Genomic DNA, 18,000 nt, shown 5'->3' on the forward strand with positions numbered 1-18,000 from the left:
CAGATGACGTCATCACTACAGTGGTACGTACGCCGGTTCCGGACTATGCAAGCGAGAGAACTACTCTGGCGTTCCCACCGGGCCGCACTCGCGTCGCTCCCTTCTCGTTCAGCCGATTCGGTCACGCCCCGGCTCGCGTCCGGGTCTCGGCAAGAGGACTGGGATAGTGCACAAGCATCATTCCGTGCAGCTACCAACCGTCCGGTGCTGCTGGACCGTGAACGTGCTGAATCGATTGCAGCCAATCACCGCGAGCATGTGTCGACCTTGCTCGCCGCGGCGGATGCAGCTACTAACTTGTCCTTCCAGTTCTTTGGCTATCCCCGAGTGCAGTTGGTACATCCGGTCGACTGGAACCATGACCCCATCTCCGATCTACGTTGGCCCAGCAACGCCTCGCGCCGCTTCGCGCGCCAAAAGCTTGCGAGCGACGTCAAGTGGATTTGGGAGCTCAATCGGCTGCAGCATCTACCGCTGCTGGCTCAAGCATGGCTTTTCACCGGTGACGCACGCTACAGCACAGCCGCCTTCGACCAATTAGATAGTTGGATTGACCAGAACCCGACCGGTCAGGGCATCGCCTGGTGCGGAGCGTTCGAAGCAGGAATCCGCGCAATCTCCATTGCCATTGCTCTACAGGGCCTCCGCGAAGCACCCGAGCTCACCCCCGAGCGATTTCAGCGCATCGTCGGCGTTCTCGGCGCGAGCGCGAACCGATGTTGGCACGGCCGTTCGCTCTTCAGCTCAGCCAACAACCACCTGATCGGCGAAATGGCCGGGCTCGCAGTGGTTGCCATGATGTTTCCGGAGTTTCGCGATGCGAAGCGTTGGGAGCGTCAAGCGATCCAAACGCTATCGGCAGAGGCACCTAAACAGCTGCTGGCCGACGGTGCGGGATCCGAACAGGCCATCTCGTACCAGATGTTCACCGTGGAATTGCTACATCTCGTGGCGGTTCTGGCAGCCGAACGTGGTGACGACGGCGCACCGGATCCGATCGTTGAAGCAATCGAGCGCAGCTCGTTTTTCCTGGCCTCCCTGATCGAGGGGGGCGACCCCGCCCCACGCTATGGTGACGACGACGGCGGATTCGCGCTCCGACTCGGAGTGCAACCGGTTCGCACCATCAGGGACCACTTGGGTATCGTCGCCGGGTCCGGCTGGGGTCCCGGGGGTGCCACCGCAAGTTGCGACAATCTTGATGCGCAGTGGTATCGCGCTGCTTCCCGCTCCGCATCAAACCCGTTGTCGCCAAGACATTCTGAGCTGGCGGTGGAAGGAGCTAGCTTTGTTGCGCCGCACGGGGGGCTGGCGGTGCTTCGGGATTCAGCTATCAGAACGATGATGGATATCGGACCACTCGGCTATCTCTCGATCGCGGCGCACGGCCACGCCGACGCGCTGGCGGTGACCGTGAGCGCGGACGGCGAAGACATCATCAGCGATCCGGGTACCGGTAGCTATCATGGCCACGCTGACTGGCGCGCCGTCATGCGCGGAACACGTGCGCACTCAACAGTTTGCGTCGACGGCCAAGACCAATCGGTCTCCGGAGGCCCGTTTCTGTGGTCAGAGCATGCGCGGGTCACCATCCGCGGAATCAGCCTCGAAAACGGTGTCGTGGACGCCCAACACGATGGATATAAACGCCTCGCCGGGGGCGTGGTTCATCGGCGCTGGCTTATCTCCCCACCGGGAGAACGCGCTCGGCTGGTGGTTGATCTGCTGACGGGAACGGGTCGGCACACCTGCTCGCAGAACTGGCCGCTGCACCCGGCTATCGATGTCGAGACGAATCGTGCCGGCCATCTGTTGAGCCGTCGGGGTGCACCCGTAATGCAACTGCTCTACGCGGCGTCCGCCGCCACGTTCATCGACGGTGTCTTTGGCGATAGTGAGAGAAACTGGGGCTGGTGGTCCGACCGATTGGAGCGCCGCACCCCGACATGGTGGTTGAGCGCTTCCTGCGATACGGATTTGCCGTTGGCGATGGTGACGCTCATGACCCCGACCGACGGGATCGTCACAGAAGGCCTGTCAGTTCAGATGAGCGAAGGCCTCCTCGAGATCGGGTGGGAAGAAGACGGCCGCGCCCGCTCCACCACTGTGTCCACCGATGGGGGCGCGGCGGTTTCGATGTCGAGCTAGGTTGATGTTTGATAGGAGTACGCGGATCTTCGGGAACCATCCCGGACAAGAGTGTGCACAGCCATGAAACATCAACCCGCTCAACGAGGATCGGTCATGCCACTTATCTATCTCGTCGTCGGTGCACGGCCAAACTTCATGAAGATCGCGCCTATCGTGCGCGCCATTGCGGCGCGAGATGACCTCGTTTATAGGATCGTTCATACCGGCCAGCATTACGACCGGGAGATGAACGACATCTTCTTCGAAGAGTTGGACATCCCTGAACCGGATGTGTTCATGGCCGCGGGCGGCGGCTCACATTCGGAGCAAACCGCAAAGATCATGGTCGCCTTCGAAAAGTACTGCGAGGCAGAACGGCCCGACGCTGTTGTGGTCGTCGGTGACGTCAATTCCACACTGGCCTGCTCGATCGTGGCGAAGAAGCTCCTCATCCCGGTGGCACACGTGGAAGCCGGATTGAGGAGCGGCGATATGACGATGCCGGAAGAGATCAATCGTCTGGTCACAGACAGCATCTCGGACTGGTTCTTCGTGACCGAGCCAAGTGGCGTCGAGCATCTCAAACGCGAGGGAAAGGCGGAGTCGGCGATCCATTACGTCGGGCACGTGATGGTGGACAACGTCCTCTATCAAGCCGACAAGCTCAGCCGCACGGATACGGACCATTTTGCGGCCGCGGCGTTCAAGCGGCAGGCTACGCTCAACGGAGGTCGTTATGGCGTCGTCACGCTGCACCGGCCGAGCAACGTTGACGACATCGAAACGATGACCAAGATAGCGGGGGCTTTAACGGAAATAGCGGATAGCCTGCCGCTCATCTTTCCCGTCCATCCGCGCACGCAGAACAACCTCGCCAAGTTCGGCATCGACTTGGGGCCCAACATCACGCTCGTCAAACCACAGGGGTACATGCCGTTTCTCTACCTATGGAAAGACGCTGCCGTGGTGTTGACCGACAGCGGCGGCCTTCAGGAGGAGACGACCGCACTGGGCGTACCCTGCGTCACGATCCGGGAGAACACCGAGCGTCCAGTGACCGTGGACGAGGGTTCGAATGTCCTCGCCGGCACCGAACCGGCTCGCATCGTCCACGAAGCGCGAAAAGTACTGCAGGGACAGGGCAAGAGAGGCCGGCGGCCGCTGCTATGGGATGGCATGGCGGCGCAGAGAATCGTTGAGATCCTGGCCAGAGAGCTCAGCTAGGCGCCCTGGGTGTGCACATCAAGACACGGCCGGCCGGCCTACTTGATGCAGACGACCACGCACTCGCCGCAATACCTCTTCAGGCGGGGAAAGACAGTTAGCAGGAGATCGTCGGCCTTTTTCAAGAGGTACATCAAGGCGCGGACGGGACGCCGGTGCATATGTCCTTGGAAGACCCGCTTGCTCATGAACAGCAAGCTCATCAGCTCGACGTCAACCCGAGAGAAGCCGTCACAAAACTCCTCGATGTCCGACATCTGCAGGATGACATCGCCCAATGCTTCCTTGCCGCGCATCGTGATCGATCGCCCAAAGTTCACCACCGGGTTTGCGTAGAGCGTCTCGGTGATCACGAGTTTTCCACCCGGCTTGAGGACCCGCATGACCTCACTCTTGACGTTCGGGTACTTGATCGCGTGGTGCAGCACCTCATGCAGCAGCACGATGTCGAAATGACCATCGGGGTAGTCCATCTTTTGTGCATTCTGGACTGAGAAATGGCATCGATCGGCGACTCCATTGACCTCGGCCAATGCTTTTGCCCGCTCGACCCCGACCGGCGACAAATCGAATCCGTACGCGGTGGCGCCCTTCAGAGCTAGCAGCACCGAATACTTGCCGTTGCCACATCCGATGTCCAGCACCGTTTTTCCCGCCAGATCGTCGAGACCTACCGCATCGAGCGCTTTGCGCGTCCGGTGGCCCCGGTCGACTCGGCGGCCCGGCTTGTAGCAGTAGTCCTCGTAGGCCAGCGCCTCATCGACGTCGATGACGTGTGCCACGCTGTCCGCATATTCTTTGTCGTGTTCCTCGCGCTCAATCTTTTCCCATTCTTCGGTACTCAAATTGGCCATCGAATCAGGCATCGCCATGACATTCCCCTTTGCATCCGCACTTGTCGTCGGGTTCAACCCTCAAGCGGTCGGCCACATTGCCCACGACGGTTCATCAAGTCGTCGGGACGGCCCCGCGAATGAAGATCTCCCCCTCATGCACGCCCCCTCAGCGCGCGGTAACCACGCCACCAGGATCATCCCATACCGGCCCGCGCAAGGGCAGAGGATGAACGACGTTCTTCCGCCCCCACCTGAATGCAGACCATGAGCGTCCTCCGGGCGGGCACAAACCAAGGACCAGGACGCCGTTTACATCACCTCCGAACCGCGTAGAGTTCTGCGTGACGAAGGCGAGCAGGGGGGCAGCCAGTGTTTTCCAATGGCGGTGTACCGCACCATGTCGATGAGATTCGGGCGACGGATCCGTCGTGAGCACCCGGATCGAAATGATGGGTTGTCAGATCGACAACCTCTCGATGGAAGAGACGCTGCAGACCATCGAGGGCTTCATTGAGAGTGGCCGCCCCCAACAACACGTCGTAGTCAATGTCGACAAGTTGGTGAAGGCGAACCGCGACGCCGACCTTCGCCGCATCATCAACGAGTGCGCCCTCATCAATGCCGACGGCATGCCCGTCGTGTGGGCATCGCGGCTCCTTGGCAAAGGACTCAGTGAGCGCGTCGCCGGCATCGATCTCTTCGAGTCATTGATGGCACGCTCAGCAGACAAGGGGTGGCGGGTATATCTGCTTGGCGCGCGGGAAGAAGTCGTCTCCGAGGTGGAACGCCTCTACCAGAACAAGTACCCCGGCCTCGTGATTGCGGGCTATCGCAACGGATACTGGAAGTCAGACGCGGAAGAAGCCCAGATCGTCGAACAGATCAAGGCGGCCCGCACCGACATCCTCTTCGTCGCTATCAGCTCACCGAAGAAGGAACAGTTTCTCGGCCGACATCAGGCAGAGATGAAGGTTCCCTTCGCCATGGGAGTGGGCGGCACGTTTGACGTCGCGGCCGGGAAAGTGAAGCGGGCACCACTGTGGATGCAGAAATCCGGACTCGAGTGGTTCTTCCGCTTCTTGCAGGAACCACGCCGTATGTTCAGACGCTACTTCATCGATGACACCGCCTTCCTGTGGCTGTTCGCCAAGGAAGCCGCGTCATCGGTGTTCAAGGTCCGTTCTTCTTAGGTTAGGGAATGTCCGTAACTGTTGCAGTCATCGGCCTCGGCTACGTAGGCCTGCCCCTTGTTGTTGAGTTCGGCAAGCATTGGCGCACAATCGGTTTCGATATTGCGACAAATCGCGTGGAATCATGCCAGCAAGGTTTCGATCCATCCCGCGAGATTCCGGATGCTGATATGCGTGCAGCGGTGCACGCCGAGTACTCGAGCGACCCCGCGGTGCTTTCGGAGGCAGACGTCATCATCGTCGCGGTCCCGACGCCAGTAGATGAAGCGCACCGGCCCGACCTCGGCCCGCTGATCAGTGCCAGCAACGTCGTCGGCGCAAACATGAAAACCGGCACCATCGTGGTCTTCGAATCTACCGTGTTTCCGGGAGCTACCGAGGAAGTCTGCATCCCGGTGCTAGAGCGGGCGTCAGGCATGCGATGGAAGCAAGGCTTCTTCGTCGGGTACTCCCCCGAGCGCATCAACCCCGGCGATCGTGAGCACATGCTGACGAACGTGATCAAAGTGGTGTCGGGTGACACCCCAGAGACCCTCGAGAAGGTGGCCGCGCTCTACGAGCACATCGTGGAGCCGGGGGTGCACCGATGCTCGAATATCAAAGCGGCAGAAGCGTGCAAGGTAATCGAGAATACTCAGCGAGACCTCAACATCGCGCTGATGAACGAGCTCGCGATCATCTTCGACAAAGTGGGCATCGACACTTCGGAGGTGCTGCGCGCCGCCGGCACGAAATGGAACTTCCTTTCTTTCAGCCCTGGACTGGTCGGCGGGCACTGCATTGGGGTCGACCCGTACTACCTCACGCACAAGGCGGAAATGCTCGGATATCTGCCGCAAGTGATACAGGCCGGCCGCCGAATCAATGACGGCATGGGCAAATACATCGCCGAGCAGACCGTCAAGAACATGATTGCCAGCGGCAGCTACGTCAAAGGCGCGCGCGCGATAGTCCTTGGTCTCACCTTCAAAGAGAATTGCGCGGACCTGCGCAATAGCAAAGTGGCTGATGTGATCAACGAACTCAAGAGCTACGGCGTAGAAGTGTTCGCGCACGACCCATGGGCCGACGCGCAGGAAGCGATGCACGAGTACGGCGTGCGCCTGTTCGAATGGGACGAACTGCCGCGCGCCGATGCAATCGTAGCGGCGGTGCCCCACCGTGAAATCGTCTCGCTGTCGTTGGAAGACATCCAGAAGAAGCTGATCCGTGGTGGCTGTTTTATCGATGTCAAAGCCCGCTTTGATGACGAAGCCCTTACCGCGGCGGGCATCCGTGTCTGGCGGCTCTAGAGGCACCGGTGAAGGCATTCAATAGACAGCGGACCGGTTCTGTGCGCGCGCCACACACAAACCACCGCGCCCTGTGGATATCGACCAGCACGGATAGCCGCGGCGGCATTTCCACCTTTGTCCGCGATATGCAAACCACACAACTCTGGAAGACCTGGCATATACGCCATATCGCGACACATCGAAATGGCAGCATCACTGACCGCATCGCAACATTCGCGGTAGGTTTGGTTCAAGCCATCTATGAACTACTCGCGCACCGGCCCCAAATTGTGCACATACACGTATCGGCCAAGGGCAGCTTTGCACGCAAATGCGTCATCAGTTGGATGTGCTATGGGCTGAGAGTGCCCGTTGTGCTGCATGTCCACGGATCGAACTTCGACGAGTTTTTCGACCAAGCGTCGCCGGCTGTGAAGGCACTGATCCGTGGGACGCTCGAACACGCCGACGTGGTCATCGGGCTAGGGAGGACGTGGACCACTCGCCTTCAAATCATGGCTCCGCGAGCCAGGGTTGAAGCGGCGACATGCGCCGTACGGCCAGACCAGCCAGTCGGGCAGGTGGCCGGCGGCCCCGTGAACTGTGTGTTCCTCGGCGAGGTGGGTGAGCGAAAAGGAACGTTTGTCCTATTAGAGGCCTGGGCCAAGGCGCTTGAGCACACCGCAGTCGAGGCCACCCTGACGATCGCGGGCGATGGTGATACGGCGCGGGCTCGCTCGCTCGTCGCTGATCTCGGACTCGCATCAACAGTGGAAGTCGTTGGGTGGCTGTCCTCGTCGGCGGTCTCTCAACTGCTGAAACGATCGCATGTTCTCGTCCTCCCTTCGCGCAACGAAGGCACGCCCATCGCGATCCTCGAGGCTATGGCGTCCGGCCTTTGTGTCGTCGCAAGCGACGTCGGCGGCATTCCCGAACTTCTTGCCGACACCGGGGTGATGGTCAAGCCGGACGATGTGGCTGGCATCGCAGAAGCCCTGACACACGTGATCGATGACCATCAGACGAGATCCCTGCTGGGAACGCGGGCATTGTCCCGGGTGAAATCCACATTCGATCTCGATGCGTTGGCATCGCGCTTAGATTCGCTCTACCGATCGATCTTGGGCGCAGAATGCGGTGAAACAGTTGACGCTGACAGCGCAGACCCAACCCGGCGAAGTTAGCTACGACGTCCGGAACTGTGGACCAACGAATACGCGTTAGCCGTGGCAGTCACATCGGTAATTGGCATCATCGCGCAGTAGATAAGTGGAGCAACAAAAGCTAGAAGCGCTGGATTCACGTCAAGTGCGTTGTATCCGGCGATGGTGACGAAGAACGCCACCATTCCGGCGGCCACACCGGGCCGCGATCGCTTGAGCGCAATGCCGATCATTATGCCCAATCCGATCAAGGATAATAACGAAGCCGGAATTCCTATCGAGATGATAAGTTGCAGAACTGAGTTCTCGAGGCGCCCGATGCGTATTGAGCTTGCATAGTGTTGCGCATACACCACATACGAAGTGCCTGGGCCATATCCAACCAGCGGATGATCTGTGATGAGATCCAGCGCTTTGCGAAGGATGTCGGAGCGGTACTCGGCAGAGCCGAGGCCCTCGGACGAGTCACTCCGACGTGCCAACAGTGGAGAGAAAGCGACAACTGAAATGAGGCCGCCCGCCAGGAACAGCGAGCCCCATCGACTCCGCTTCCCTTGCGCGACAGCCCGACTACTGGCTCGAACAGCGAACAAACCGACCACGGCGGCGATTCCAATGGCGAAAACACTGGATCGTGAAACCGACAGGATCACCGCGACGAGTGCGCCAAAGGCGCCGGCCCACTGCCACCACAGACGTTTATCGCCGCCGGGAAACAAACACGCGACCAAGGTGACACTGGCCGCCGTCGACATGGTGAGCGGGTGCCCGAGACTGGCTCGAGCCCGGAAAGTTGACCAGGTCTGGCTGCTGATGTCGTAGCGAATCAAACTCGCCCACGGATTGAAATCGAGGAAGAATTCGGCCGCGGACAGCAGCCCGAGGAAAATGCCTATGCCCGCGAAGGCCCACAACAATCCGGGCCAGATGTCCTCTGTCGCTATCTGGCCCAGAATCGCCGGCGCGACGACGCACAGCGTCAGTACAGCCACCCAAGCCATCGTCAGGTCGGTACGTCCGCTGCCAAGTGCTGAGACAAAGAGCAGCAAGAAAAGCGGCGGAATGATCAGCCAACCCCGAAGGGGCACCCGGAGCAACAAAGCCCGCTGGCCCACCGCCAGTCTGATCGCCCAGATCGCGATGACGAGCACTGCCGGGGAGAAGTACTTGGACAGCGGGGTCGGGATGGTCATCACTGAAACCGGGAGCAGCACGACGAGCCATAAAGCCATTGGCGGCAGCGAGTTACGTGGGAGCACACACGCGCCGACCAGTGCGCTTACAAACATGATTGGCACCGACGAAGAAAACGCGCCGTAGGTCGCAAGTGACAGAAGGACAATCAGAACCAAAAGGGCAGGCACTGACCGCTCTGACGGTTCCGTCGGTCGTTCAGCGCTGCCGATCTTCGACGTCATCGGTCACGATCCTCCCACCCCGGTCGAGCATTGGCCGCGCCGCTCAGGGCCACCGGGTCTACGGTAGTTCCGCTGCGTGTGAGTTGGAAGCCGGATGGTTGATGTCCCAACCGGTCCACACCGGAACCGCGCGGCGCTGGCCGGACACGCATACCGACAGTAAGGAATTGCTCTTGCGGCTGCTATTTGTCTGCACCGGCAATATTTGTCGATCACCAGTCGCCGAACGACTCGCCACGGCGTACGCTGCCAGACTTGAGCTGGCCGACTTCCAGGCAACCAGTGCCGGAACGCGAGCGGTCATCGGCCACCCCATCCACGCCGACGCGGTCACAGTGCTGGAAAAGCTGGGTGGCGATGGGGCCGACTTCGCTGCGCGACAGCTGACACCCAGAATTGCGCTGGAAGCCGATCTTGTATTGACGATGACCAAAGCGCATCGTGACCGAGTTCTCGAAGGCGCCCCACGCCAACTCAACAGGACCTTCACGCTCTCGGAGGCGGCGCGGCTCGCGACCGAGTTCGATGCACGGGACGTTGGCGACCTAGCGGCCCTTCGTTCGCACGTGTCCACGCATGAAGTGTCCGACATCGCCGACCCCATTGGCCGCAGCCCCGACTTCTTTGCGGCTATCGGATCCCAAATCGCCGGTTTGCTGCCCCCGATAATCGAGCTTTGCTGGCGCTCGTCACTTCCTTAGATCACCTAGCTCGCCGCCAGGTCAGCCCCGGTCCGGCCTGGACGGCCCGGCTGCCAAGGGGCCAGGGGCTATTCCCCAACGGACCTAGCGCTGCCATGCTTATGATGGTCTCGGGTGGATAACGTTCCTGCGGGGAAGCGAACGTTTTTTGGGGGGGAAATGACTGCGGTAAGCGATCCGCTGGTAAGCAGAGGCATAGTTGCGCCAGTAGCTCAGCCGCGGGTATGGCAGCGCTCATATGCGCGTCGGTTGGTCGTGCTCGACGTGGTGGGTGTGCTCTTCGCCGTCGGCCTTGCCCAGTGGGTGCGCTTCGGTGGATTCCCTGGAGCAGGCCAAGCGTTCAGATACTCCAATTACCTCTTTTTGTCCGTCGCCATCGCTGCCAGCTGGTTAATCGTTCTGTCCATCAACCACTCTCGCTCGCCGCGCGTAGTCGGTTCCGGTGCTGAGGAGTACCGGCGCGTCTGGGTCGGCACCCTCACCGTGTTCGGCGGAGTTGCGATCATCTCCATGCTGTTCAAGCTGGAGATTGCCCGCGGCTACCTCATGATTGCGCTTCCCGCCGGCCTCGTCTTCCTCGTTGTGTTCCGATGGCTCGCACGGCAGGTGGTGGTCCGGGCTCGTCGGCGCCATGGCCGCTGCATCACTCGGGTCATGGTGGTGGGCAATGCTCCGGCGGTGCGCGACCTCACCAAGTCGCTGGTAGGCGAACCCGGCTCCGAGTACGAGGTAGTCGGAGCGTGCATCCCTGGTCACGCCGATAGGCGAGGCATCCTGGTGCCGGGCGTCGGGATGATCCCGACCTTCGGCGATGAGTCCAATGTCGTAGGCGCAGTGACTGTGACCAACAGTCATGCGGTGGCCGTCACCGCAACGGAGCGGCTCGACGGTCGTGGGTTCCGCAACCTGTCCTGGGAACTAGAGAAACTCAATATCGATCTGATGGTGGCGCCGGGCGTTGTCGACGTCGCGGGACCCCGTCTGCTGATGCGCCCGGTCGCGGGACTTCCCCTGATCCACGTCGAGAAGCCTCAATACCATGGGGCGAAGCGCTTCCAGAAGCGACTGTTCGACATCCTCTTCTCCAGCATGGTGTTGTTCTGCGGACTCCCCGTCCTGATCGCTATCGCCATCGCGATCAAACTGTCCAGCAGGGGCCCGGTGTTCTATCGCCAGGAACGGATCGGCCTTGATGGTCAGCCCTTTGAGATGATCAAGTTCCGCACCATGGTCGATGGCGCGGACACGATGCTCAACAATCTCCTCGCGCAGAACGAGTGCGATGGCGGTGTCCTCTTCAAGATCCGCAGCGACCCACGCGTCACGCCCGTCGGGCGCTTTCTGCGCAAGTACAGCCTTGACGAGCTACCGCAGTTCATCAACGTATTCAAGCGGGACATGAGCGTTGTTGGCCCGCGACCTCCGCTGGCCAGCGAAGTCAAGAGTTACGACGACTATGCCAGGCGCCGGCTGCTCGTGCGTCCCGGGATCACCGGCCTATGGCAGGTCAGCGGCCGCTCGGATTTGTCCTGGGAGGATTCGGTTCGCCTCGACATGTTCTATGTCGAGAACTGGTCGACGATCGCAGACCTGCTGATCGCCGTGAAAACGGTCAAAGCAGTTTTGAGTCACGCCGGCGCATACTGACCGGTCATCACGGCGCTGACCGCGGTGACTGACGGCTCAGACCATCGCAGCGTTCGGGCGGCCATCCACATTGCGGAAGTTCCGCAGCCAACGAACAACACCTAACCGCGCCGACCCGACTGGTAGCGTGCCATCCAACCGCGGCACACTGGGAGGGCTGCCTTCTCTTGTCACGCAGCATCCGTGTCGGCCTCCTGACGGCATTCACCGTCGTCACTCTCCTGCTTGCCATCCTCGCCCTGATCGCGCGCACCCAGCCGATTTCGAATGTTCAGAACCTGGTTCTCGCGGTGGGTGCACCATATGTGTCACTGGCCGCGCTCGCGGGTTTGGTCGCGGCCGCGTCGTGCCGCCAACGCGCGTTGTCGATACTCGCCATCGTGGTGCTGGTGGCCACTCTCGCGGTCCAGGTCTCGTGGTATTACCTTGGCAGAACGACCGATGTTGGTGCCTACCAAGATATTCGGCTGCTCTCTTTGAACCTCCGGAAAGGTCGGGCGGATCCAGACTTTGTCGTCCGCCTGGCCAACGACAGCGCAGACGCGGTGACGGTCACAGAATTGACGCCAGAAGCAGTACCGCGCTTTATTCGAGCTGGCATAGAAAACCAGTTCCCTTATTCACAGCTCCTCGCAAATCCTGACGCCGGGGAGACTGGCATATGGAGTCGATACCCGCTGTCCCCACTGTCGGAATCGCGGCACCGCGGTGTCAGCATTCCCGCAGCCCGGTTGCAGATCCCCGGTCTGCGCTTCGAGCCGCTGGTGGCCAGTGTGCACGTTTACTCCCCGGTGGCGGGAGAAACGAACACGGTCGACGAGTGGCGAGGCGCAATGGCCGGCGCGAAGGTGCAATTGGACAACTTCGCCCGGACCGCTGGGGCGGCGGCGGTGATCGTCGGTGGGGACTACAACAGCACTCCGGACATGCGGCAGTTCCGAGATCTGCTGACCAACGGTTACCGCGATGCGGTCGAACAGAGCGGGTCTGGCTTCGCACCGACATTTCCGTCCAACAGGAAATTTCCACCGGTGATCACCATCGATCACGTGCTCACACGGAACGCGACAGCGTCGTCAGTGCGGACCATCGAGGTCCCGGGTTCGGATCACCGGGCCTTGCTCACCACAGTCCGGGTGCCGGTCGACCCGACCGCGTCCTGAAACCACAAGTGGCCACCTACTCCAGTAGGTGGCCACTCGTATCAGAAACTTACTGCTGCTCCTCGGTGAAGTTCCGGATGACGGCCGGGTCGACCGGGATGCCCGGGCCTGTGGTCGTCGACACGGTGACCTTCTTCAAGTAGCGGCCCTTGGAGGACGACGGCTTGGCCCGCAGCACCTCATCGAGTGCGGCGCCGTAATTCTCGGCCAGCTTCTTCTCGTCGAACGATGCCTTGCCGATCACGAAGTGCAGGTTGGCCTGCTTGTCGACGCGGAAGTTGATCTTGCCGCCCTTGATGTCGGTGACCGCCTTGGCCACGTCAGGGGTGACGGTGCCGGTCTTGGGGTTCGGCATCAGACCGCGCGGGCCCAGCACGCGGGCGATACGACCCACCTTGGCCATCTGGTCGGGCGTGGCGATCGCGGCGTCGAAGTCCAGGAAGCCGCCCTGGATCTTTTCGATCAGGTCGTCGCTGCCCACAACATCGGCGCCAGCGGCCAGCGCGGCCTCGGCCTTCTCGCCCACCGCGAACACCGCCACGCGGGCGGTCTTACCCGTGCCGTTGGGCAGGTTGACCGTGCCGCGGACCATCTGGTCGGCCTTGCGCGGGTCGACGCCGAGCCGGATCGCCACCTCGACGGTCGCGTCCTGCTTCTTCGACGAGGTCTCCTTGGCGAGCTTGGCCGCCTCGAGCGGGGTGTAGAGCTTGGTGCGGTCCACCTTCTCGGCGGCTTCGCGATATGCCTTGCTGGTCTTGCTCATTGGTTAGTCCAATCTGTTTCGTTGGAGTCGCGGTTGACGGGCCGAAGCGAGCCCTCCCGCGGCGTGCTGTCTACTCGACGGTGATGCCCATCGACCGGGCAGTGCCAGCGATGATCTTGGCGGCCTGGTCGATGTCGTTGGCGTTGAGATCTTCCTTCTTGGTCTCGGCGATCTCGCGCACCTGATCCCAGCTGATCTTCGCCACCTTGGTCTTGTGCGGCTCGGCCGAACCCTTCTGGATACCGGCGGCTTTGAGCAGCAGGCGGGCAGCGGGCGGCGTCTTCAGCGCGAAGGTGAAGCTGCGATCCTCGTAGACGCTGATCTCGACGGGGATGACGTTGCCGCGCTGGTTCTCAGTCGCGGCGTTGTACGCCTTGCAGAACTCCATGATGTTGACGCCGTGCTGGCCGAGCGCAGGGCCGACCGGCGGGGCGGGGTTGGCCTGCCCGGCCTGGATCTGCAGCTTGATCAGCCCGACGACCTTTTTCTTCTTCGGGGCCATGCGGGGTTGTTTCCTTTCTAGCGATCGCGAAAAGCGATCAGATCTTGGCGACCTGGGTGAAGGTCAGTTCGACGGGTGTCTCGCGGCCGAAGATGGACACCAGCACCTTGAGCTTCTGCTGTTCGGCGTTGACCTCGCTGATCGATGCCGGCAACGTCGCGAACGGTCCGTCCATGACGGTGACCGACTCGCCGACCTCGAAGTCCACCAGAATCTCCGGGCGTTCCAGCGTGGCTTCCGACGAGGCGGCGGCGGCGGTGGACGCGGCCTTGCCGGGCTTCTTCGCGGCGCCCTGCGGCAGCAGGAACTTGACCACGTCATCGAGCGCCAGCGACGTCGGTCGCGACGTCGCGCCGACGAACCCCGTCACACCTGGGGTGTTGCGCACCGCGGCCCACGAGTCGTCGGTCAGGTCCATCCGGACCAGGATGTAGCCCGGCAGCACCTTGCGATTGACCTGCTTGCGCTGGCCGTTCTTGATCTCGGTGACCTCTTCGGTGGGCACCTCCACCTGGAAGATGTAGTCGCCGACGTCGAGGTTCTGCACGCGGGTCTCGAGGTTGGCCTTCACCTTGTTCTCGTAACCGGCGTAGGAGTGAATGACGTACCAGTCACCCGGCTTGCTGCGCAGCTCCGCCTTGAGCGCGGCGGCCGGATCGAGTTCCTCCTCGGCAGCCTCGCTGGCGGCTTGCGTCGCGTCAGCGTCAGGCGCCGCCTCGAGCTCAGGTGTGGTTTCCTCGATGTCCGACTCGACCGCCGAGGCGGCGTCGTCGATGACATCGATGGCCTCACCCGTGGGCGTATCGCCTTCGGGGGTTGTCACGGTAGTCAGTCCTCTCTAAAAACGTCAGCGTTGGGCTAGCCGAACACCCACAGCACCAGCTTGGCCAGGCCCAGGTCGACCCCGCCGATCAGGGCCACCATGAAGGCCAGGAACAGCAGGACCACGGTGGTGTAGCTGACCATTTGCTTGCGGTTCGGCCAGATCACCTTGCGCAGTTCGGCGACGACCTGCTTGAGGTAGTTCCACACGAACAGGATCGGGTTGCGCGAGGGCCCGGACTTCGCCTTTTTGGCCTTCTTGGACTTCTTGGTGGACTTGTCCTTCTCGACGCCGAGTTCCTCAGCGGTCGATTCGGCTTCTTCCGGCTCAGCCAGCGCGGTGGCGCCGGCACGCCGGGACCGCTTGCCAGTGGGGCGCGAGGGCCGGGACACGACGACGGTCTGCCCGCCGGTGTCCTCGTTGCCATCCAGTCCGGCGTCGCCTGCGGCGTCAGCACTGTCGCGCTCGTCGCTCACCGCATGCTCCTTTGTGTCGAGTGTCTGGGCTGAGTACCCCAACCCGGTGTGCACCCTCCAGTGTCCACCATGTTCCAAACCAGTCTTATTCAGTTATTGCAGGGGCGACAGGACTTGAACCTGCAACCTGCGGTTTTGGAGACCGCTGCTCTGCCAGTTGAGCTACGCCCCTCTGTCTTATTGCGACACTCCTCACCTTCGCAAGCTCAGGATCGTCGTTGCCGCTGCAACGGAGTGCTCCCACATAGCTCGCGCGCTCCCCGTTCGGTCAACCCGAACCGACGGACAGCGCGCTTATCTGGGAAAACCCCGAGGTCCGAGTGTACAACGGCACATCGGGCAGGTGTTAATCCGTCGTCAGTCGTGACTGACCGGTTTGCGCAGCACCTGCCCGGTCTCGGGATCCCAGCCCGCCGAAATCGAGTTGTCGCCCTCGTGACCCATCAACGTGGTGAAGGACTCCATCACGGTCTCGCCGTGTTGGTCGATCAGGACGTTGCGGGTGGTGACGATGTCGGCGCCGAAGCGCTCCTCGACCGACTCGATGTACATGGTGCCTTGCAGGGCGTCGCCCTCGACAATCGGCCGGTAGTACTTGAACCTCTGATCCACCTGCACGATCTGCATGGTCTTCAGGCCGACGTCCACGTGCTGGAAAAAGTGCCGCTGGATCATCACCGCGAAGATCGACATGAACGTCAGCGGCGCCACCACACCGGGGTGGCCCAGTTCTGCGGCAGCCTTTTCGTCCATCGATGCCGGGGCGGCGGACTTCACCGCGTTCGAATACTGGCGAATCTGCTCACGGCCCACCACGAAGGTGTCCGGGTACTTCCAGACCATTCCGAGGATATCGATCTTGAGTGCCACCGCTACGCCAACTTCGCTATCGCCACGGCGCGACCAAAGATCTTCTTCCCACCGGTGGTGGCAACCAGTGCGATCGTCACCGACTTGCTCTCGGGGTCGGTCGACTTCACCTTGCCGCTGAACACGATTTCGGCGCCGACGCCGTCGTTGGGCACGGGCACGATGGCCGTGAAGCGCACGTTGAACTCGGTCACCGCGCCGGGGTCGCCCACCCAGGTGGTGACGAAGCCGCCGCCAAGGCCCATCGTCAGCATGCCGTGGGCGATCGCCGTGTCCAGGCCGATTTGCTTGGCGATTTCGTCGTCCCAGTGGATCGGGTTGAGGTCGCCGGACACGCCGGCGTAGTTGACCAGGTCGGCACGGGTCAAGGTGATGACCTGTTCAGGGAGCTCCTCGCCCACCTTGACCGAACTGAACTCACGCAGTGCCATCGTTGAAGCCACTCTCTCCGTCTCACTCACGACGCCGAGCAAGCGCCGCGTAGGTCTCCCGTGCTATCGGCCGCCGGTAGGCGGCCGACACATCAGCGCGACTCTTTGTGCGGCTGGTGCTGGCCGCAGTTCGGGCAGAACTTCTTCAGCTCGAGGCGGTCAGGGTCGTTGCGACGGTTCTTCTTGGTGATGTAGTTACGGTGCTTGCACACCTCGCAGGCCAAAGTGATCTTCGGCCGCACGTCGGTACTGGAGGCCACGTCCGTTGCCTTCTTTCACGTTCTCGTTTGCATGTACTACCTGTAGCGGTGGGGAGGCTCGATCTCCCGACCTCACGATTATGAGTCGTGCGCTCTAACCAGCTGAGCTACACCGCCCCGATAGGCACTTGCGAAACTCCGCGCCCAGAGGTCAGCCGAGAGATCCGAGTGTCCACCGAGCCCCCTAACGGAATCGAACCGTTGACCTTTTCCTTACCATGGAAACGCTCTACCGACTGAGCTAAGGGGGCCTGACCCTCGACGCAACATTCAGCGCGGCGTGGGCCTTAAAGAGGGTACAGCCTGCGGCTGGGCTCAGCCAAACCGCTCGTCGTGGTGGGGAAATGACCCGCAGGCCGCGGCGGGCGCCGCTGGTCGAACGCCTACTGTTGGTTCATGGCATCGACGGACCGCCTCTACTTCCGGCAGTTGCTCGCCGGCCGCGATTTCGCCGCCGGCGACATGATGGCGCAGCAGATGCGCAATTTCGCCTATCTGATCGGCGACCGGGAGACCGGCGACGCCGTGGTCGTCGACCCGGCCTACGCCTCCGGCGATCTGGTCGACATCCTCGAGGCCGACGGCATGCACCTGTCCGGGGTGCTGGTCACCCACCACCACCCCGACCACGTCGGGGGATCGATGATGGGCTACACGCTGACGGGCCTGGCCGAGCTGCTCGAGCGGGTCGAGGTGCCGGTCCACGTCAATACCCACGAAGCGCTGTGGGTCTCTCGGGTGACCGACATCCCGATGAGCAGCCTGACCACCCACGAGCACGGCGACAAGGTCGACGTCGGCGCCATCGAGATCGAGTTGCTGCACACACCCGGCCACACACCGGGCAGCCAGTGCTTCCTGCTCGACGGTCGCCTGGTCGCCGGGGACACCCTGTTCCTGGATGGTTGCGGCCGTACCGATTTCCCCGGCGGCGACGTCGACGAGATGTTCCGCAGCCTGCAGCAGCTGGCCGCGCTGTCCGATGATCCGACGGTGTTCCCCGGGCACTGGTACTCCATCGAGCCCAGCGCCACCCTGTCAGAAGTCAAGCGCTCCAACTACGTCTACAAGGTTTCCACCCTGGACCAGTGGCGCTCGCTCATGGGGGCCTGACCCCAGTTCCGTTGAC

18 protein-coding genes and 3 tRNA genes are annotated in these 18,000 nt (G+C 61.8%); 9 read left to right on the forward strand and 12 right to left on the reverse strand.

What is annotated here, in order from left to right; all coding sequences use genetic code 11:
• The first annotated feature begins 204 nt into the window (after window positions 1–204).
• Window positions 205–2,148, forward strand: coding sequence for a heparinase II/III family protein (locus G6N38_RS06245; RefSeq protein WP_163746737.1), 1,944 nt, complete (start codon window positions 205–207; stop codon window positions 2,146–2,148).
• A gap of 96 nt (window positions 2,149–2,244) precedes the next feature.
• Complete coding sequence (wecB, locus tag G6N38_RS06250; RefSeq protein ID WP_163751833.1) at window positions 2,245–3,354, forward strand: non-hydrolyzing UDP-N-acetylglucosamine 2-epimerase; 1,110 nt, start codon at window positions 2,245–2,247, stop codon at window positions 3,352–3,354.
• 38 nt (window positions 3,355–3,392) lie between these two features.
• Here wecB and G6N38_RS06255 read toward each other — a convergent pair whose 3' ends face one another.
• Window positions 3,393–4,226, reverse strand: coding sequence for a class I SAM-dependent methyltransferase (locus G6N38_RS06255; RefSeq protein ID WP_163746738.1), 834 nt, complete (start codon window positions 4,224–4,226; stop codon window positions 3,393–3,395).
• 392 nt (window positions 4,227–4,618) lie between these two features.
• Here G6N38_RS06255 and G6N38_RS06260 point away from each other — a divergent pair, with 392 nt between their 5' ends.
• The 3 genes from G6N38_RS06260 to G6N38_RS06270 are packed head-to-tail and all read left to right on the forward strand — an operon-like array spanning window position 4,619 to window position 7,838.
• Window positions 4,619–5,380 carry a WecB/TagA/CpsF family glycosyltransferase gene (locus tag G6N38_RS06260; RefSeq protein ID WP_246227736.1) on the forward strand — a complete coding sequence of 254 codons (762 nt, stop codon included), beginning with the start codon at window positions 4,619–4,621 and terminating at the stop codon, window positions 5,378–5,380.
• Window positions 5,381–5,388: 8 nt separating this feature from the next.
• Window positions 5,389–6,672 carry a nucleotide sugar dehydrogenase gene (locus tag G6N38_RS06265; RefSeq protein WP_163746739.1) on the forward strand — a complete coding sequence of 428 codons (1,284 nt, stop codon included), beginning with the start codon at window positions 5,389–5,391 and terminating at the stop codon, window positions 6,670–6,672.
• Between the two features lie 41 nt (window positions 6,673–6,713).
• Window positions 6,714–7,838, forward strand: a complete 1,125-nt coding sequence (locus G6N38_RS06270) for a glycosyltransferase family 4 protein (protein ID WP_246227738.1) — start codon at window positions 6,714–6,716, stop codon at window positions 7,836–7,838.
• Here the strand turns inward: G6N38_RS06270 and G6N38_RS06275 are convergent.
• On the reverse strand, window positions 7,835–9,235 hold the full coding sequence (locus G6N38_RS06275) for an O-antigen ligase family protein (protein WP_163746740.1): 1,401 nt from the start codon (window positions 9,233–9,235) through the stop codon (window positions 7,835–7,837). The two genes, G6N38_RS06270 and G6N38_RS06275, sit on opposite strands and share 4 nt — an antisense overlap.
• Window positions 9,236–9,408: 173 nt before the next feature.
• On the opposite strand from G6N38_RS06275, the gene G6N38_RS06280 reads away from it, so the two are divergent.
• From G6N38_RS06280 to G6N38_RS06290, 3 genes are all read left to right on the forward strand, one after another.
• Complete coding sequence (locus G6N38_RS06280; protein ID WP_163751836.1) at window positions 9,409–9,936, forward strand: arsenate reductase/protein-tyrosine-phosphatase family protein; 528 nt, start codon at window positions 9,409–9,411, stop codon at window positions 9,934–9,936.
• Between the two features lie 159 nt (window positions 9,937–10,095).
• Window positions 10,096–11,583, forward strand: coding sequence for a sugar transferase (locus G6N38_RS06285; RefSeq protein WP_163746741.1), 1,488 nt, complete (start codon window positions 10,096–10,098; stop codon window positions 11,581–11,583).
• A 167-nt stretch (window positions 11,584–11,750) separates the two neighbouring features.
• Entirely contained in the window at window positions 11,751–12,746 is a 996-nt protein-coding gene (locus tag G6N38_RS06290) for an endonuclease/exonuclease/phosphatase family protein (protein ID WP_163746742.1), read from the forward strand.
• A 49-nt stretch (window positions 12,747–12,795) separates the two neighbouring features.
• Here G6N38_RS06290 and rplA read toward each other — a convergent pair whose 3' ends face one another.
• From rplA to G6N38_RS06340, 10 genes are all read right to left on the reverse strand, one after another.
• Entirely contained in the window at window positions 12,796–13,509 is a 714-nt protein-coding gene (rplA, locus tag G6N38_RS06295) for a 50S ribosomal protein L1 (RefSeq protein ID WP_163746743.1), read from the reverse strand.
• 70 nt (window positions 13,510–13,579) lie between these two features.
• The gene (gene rplK, locus G6N38_RS06300; RefSeq protein WP_163697276.1) at window positions 13,580–14,011 is read right to left on the reverse strand and encodes a 50S ribosomal protein L11; all 432 of its coding nucleotides are present in this window, start codon (window positions 14,009–14,011) and stop codon (window positions 13,580–13,582) included.
• Window positions 14,012–14,048: 37 nt separating this feature from the next.
• A complete protein-coding gene (gene nusG / locus G6N38_RS06305; protein ID WP_163746744.1) occupies window positions 14,049–14,834 on the reverse strand; it encodes a transcription termination/antitermination protein NusG in 786 nt (261 codons plus the stop codon).
• 35 nt (window positions 14,835–14,869) lie between these two features.
• On the reverse strand, window positions 14,870–15,310 hold the full coding sequence (secE, locus tag G6N38_RS06310) for a preprotein translocase subunit SecE (RefSeq protein WP_163746745.1): 441 nt from the start codon (window positions 15,308–15,310) through the stop codon (window positions 14,870–14,872).
• Window positions 15,311–15,409: 99 nt separating this feature from the next.
• Window positions 15,410–15,482 (reverse strand) — tRNA-Trp (locus G6N38_RS06315).
• Window positions 15,483–15,667: 185 nt separating this feature from the next.
• Window positions 15,668–16,180, reverse strand: a complete 513-nt coding sequence (hadC, locus tag G6N38_RS06320; protein ID WP_163746746.1) for a (3R)-hydroxyacyl-ACP dehydratase subunit HadC — start codon at window positions 16,178–16,180, stop codon at window positions 15,668–15,670.
• A gap of 2 nt (window positions 16,181–16,182) precedes the next feature.
• Complete coding sequence (hadB, locus tag G6N38_RS06325; protein WP_163751837.1) at window positions 16,183–16,611, reverse strand: (3R)-hydroxyacyl-ACP dehydratase subunit HadB; 429 nt, start codon at window positions 16,609–16,611, stop codon at window positions 16,183–16,185.
• Window positions 16,612–16,703: 92 nt separating this feature from the next.
• Window positions 16,704–16,871, reverse strand: coding sequence for a 50S ribosomal protein L33 (rpmG, locus tag G6N38_RS06330; RefSeq protein WP_005143733.1), 168 nt, complete (start codon window positions 16,869–16,871; stop codon window positions 16,704–16,706).
• A gap of 43 nt (window positions 16,872–16,914) precedes the next feature.
• Window positions 16,915–16,988 (reverse strand) — tRNA-Met (locus G6N38_RS06335).
• Window positions 16,989–17,049: 61 nt separating this feature from the next.
• Window positions 17,050–17,122 (reverse strand) — tRNA-Thr (locus G6N38_RS06340).
• A gap of 145 nt (window positions 17,123–17,267) precedes the next feature.
• Between G6N38_RS06340 and G6N38_RS06345 the strand changes: the two genes are divergently transcribed.
• Window positions 17,268–17,984, forward strand: a complete 717-nt coding sequence (locus G6N38_RS06345; RefSeq protein ID WP_163746747.1) for an MBL fold metallo-hydrolase — start codon at window positions 17,268–17,270, stop codon at window positions 17,982–17,984.
• The last annotated feature ends 16 nt before the right edge of the window (window positions 17,985–18,000 follow it).

Origin of the sequence: Mycolicibacterium helvum, from assembly GCF_010731895.1 — a bacterium.
GTDB classification, from domain to species: Bacteria; Actinomycetota; Actinomycetes; order Mycobacteriales; family Mycobacteriaceae; genus Mycobacterium; species Mycobacterium helvum.

Excerpts from the sequence above, each read along its gene's own strand:
- wecB (WP_163751833.1), top strand. The coding sequence starts at position 2,245 with ATGCCACTTATCTATCTCGTCGTCGGTGCACGGCCAAACTTCATGAAG.
- G6N38_RS06255 (WP_163746738.1), bottom strand. The coding sequence starts at position 4,226 with ATGGCGATGCCTGATTCGATGGCCAATTTGAGTACCGAAGAATGGGAA.
- G6N38_RS06265 (WP_163746739.1), top strand. The coding sequence starts at position 5,389 with ATGTCCGTAACTGTTGCAGTCATCGGCCTCGGCTACGTAGGCCTGCCC.
- G6N38_RS06275 (WP_163746740.1), bottom strand. The coding sequence starts at position 9,235 with ATGACGTCGAAGATCGGCAGCGCTGAACGACCGACGGAACCGTCAGAG.
- G6N38_RS06285 (WP_163746741.1), top strand. The coding sequence starts at position 10,096 with ATGACTGCGGTAAGCGATCCGCTGGTAAGCAGAGGCATAGTTGCGCCA.
- rplA (WP_163746743.1), bottom strand. The coding sequence starts at position 13,509 with ATGAGCAAGACCAGCAAGGCATATCGCGAAGCCGCCGAGAAGGTGGAC.
- rplK (WP_163697276.1), bottom strand. The coding sequence starts at position 14,011 with ATGGCCCCGAAGAAGAAAAAGGTCGTCGGGCTGATCAAGCTGCAGATC.
- hadB (WP_163751837.1), bottom strand. The coding sequence starts at position 16,611 with ATGGCACTGCGTGAGTTCAGTTCGGTCAAGGTGGGCGAGGAGCTCCCT.
- G6N38_RS06345 (WP_163746747.1), top strand. The coding sequence starts at position 17,268 with ATGGCATCGACGGACCGCCTCTACTTCCGGCAGTTGCTCGCCGGCCGC.